This window comes from Polaromonas sp. P1_G2, from assembly GCF_056405515.1.
On the sequence record NZ_JBFUBY010000471.1, the window covers coordinates 1 to 1,890 of the forward strand.

2 protein-coding genes are annotated in these 1,890 nt (G+C 68.9%); both read right to left on the minus strand.

The features are described from left to right. Positions 1 to 172: 172 nt before the first annotated feature. On the minus strand, positions 173 to 1,603 hold the full coding sequence (locus AC1D0P_RS25325; RefSeq protein WP_477679256.1) for an ATP-binding protein: 1,431 nt from the start codon (positions 1,601 to 1,603) through the stop codon (positions 173 to 175). Positions 1,604 to 1,709: 106 nt separating this feature from the next. After that, the coding region (locus tag AC1D0P_RS25330; RefSeq protein ID WP_477679255.1) for a winged helix-turn-helix domain-containing protein at positions 1,710 to 1,890 on the minus strand (181 nt) is incomplete at its 5' end.

The window sequence follows — 1,890 nt, forward strand, 5'->3', positions numbered from 1 at the left end:
AAGTCGGACATAGGCGATGGATGGAGAATGTTTCAAAAAACCGGAAATCGTTGCAATTGATTCTCGCACAGGGAAGTGACGGATCAGGGCTTGCGATGCCTGGGTTTTACTGCGTGAGGCGAAGCTACAACGTTCTCTTTCGTAACAGCGAGCGCTCACTGTGGCGGGCGGACTACAAACTCAGGCGGACCCGCAATCCGCGCGGGCCGGAGGCCTCGGTACCGCCGTCGCCCAACTCCAGCTGGGAATGGTGGACCCGGGCAATTTCGCTGGCGATGGCCAGACCCAGGCCGTTGCCCTCGCCCTCCGTGCCCTGGACCCGGTAAAAGCGCTGCAAGGCCCTGGCGCGTTCGTGCGGCGCGATGCCGGGGCCGTCATCCTCCACCTCCAGGAACACCCCGGAGCGCCGTTGGCCGGGGTCCAGCTTGTCGTCCGGCGGCGCGCCGGGGCCGCAGCGTATGGTGACGGTGCCGCCGGCCGGCGTGTACTTGACGGCGTTGTCCACCAGGTTGCCCAGCAGTTCGCGCAGCAGCCATTCGTAACCCGTGGCCTGGGCGGGCTGGRCCTCCAGCCCCAGGTCTATGCCCTTGCGGGCGGCGGCGTCCAGGTGCAGCGGAAGGATGGATTCGCACAAATCCTTCAGGTCCACCCGCTGCATGGGCTGGGCGGCGGCCGCCGAGGCGTCGGCGCGCGACAGCGCCAGCAGCTGGTTGGCCAGCTGCGAGGTGCGGCGGGTCGCGTTGCGCAGCTTGATGATTTTTTCGGCCGACAGCGTGACGGCGCCATCCGAACCCGCGGCTTGCGCGACCTTGGCGGCCTGCGCCCAGGCCTCGACCTGCGCCTGCAGCCCGGCCAGCGGAGTGCGCAGCTGGTGCGCGGCGTCGGCCACAAAACGGCGCTGGCCCTCGGCCTGGTCGTTCACCAGGCTGAACAGCCGGTTCAGCGCGCTGACCAGCGGCTGGACCTCGGCGGGCGTGGTCTGCGGGTCTATGGCGCTCAGGTCGCGCGGGCTGCGGCGCTCCACCGCATCCTTGAGCTCGATCAGCGGCTTGAGCGCCCGCGTGACGGCCCAGTTGAGCGCGAAGCCTGCGGCCAGCACCAGGATGAGGTTGGGCAGCAGCACCTTGATCAGCACGGAGCGCACCCACTGCTGGCGCGGGTCGGAGCCGTCGGCCAGCTGCACGATCAGCTCACCCGCAGCCGTATTGACGCGCTGGGCCGCGATACGGTAGGTGGCGCCCTTGTGTTCGATGCTGTGGAATTCGGTCTCATGTGTGGCCGGCAGGAGGTCGGGGATCCAGGCCTCGCCGGCCATGAATTCGCCCTGGGCGTCGGAAATCCGGAAGCCGGCGGAACCGGTGCGGGCCTTGAGGAAATCGTCCACCGCCGGCGCCAGCAGCAGCAGGGGCTCGCGCCCCCCGGGCGTGATGCCGGGCCCCACCACGGAATCGGCCAGCAACGGGATCAGCCGCGCCAGCTGCTGGTCTTTTTGCAGCGCGACGTTGCCGGCGGTCTGGTAATCGAAGTACACGCTGATCAGCGCAAAAATCCCCAGCGGCACCAGCAACAGCAGCAGCAGGCGGCGCTGCAGGCCGGACTTCATGGCCGGCGGCACCAGGCGGCTGTTGCCGGTTCGAGTGGCCAGGGCGGCCAGGCGGGCCTTCAGGCGGTCGGCCCAGGGACGGCCGGGGGCGTCCATGCGCCGGCGCTTACTCGGCGCCCGCGCCGGGCATGCCGGGCGCGGCTTCCGTCAGTTCCAGGCGGTAGCCAAAACCGCGAATCGAGCGCACGGCGATGCCGTGCGGCTCGAGCTTGCCGCGCAGGCGCGAGATGTAGACCTCGATGGCGTTGGGCGTGATTTCCTTGTCCCAGCCGGTCATGGCCTGCAGG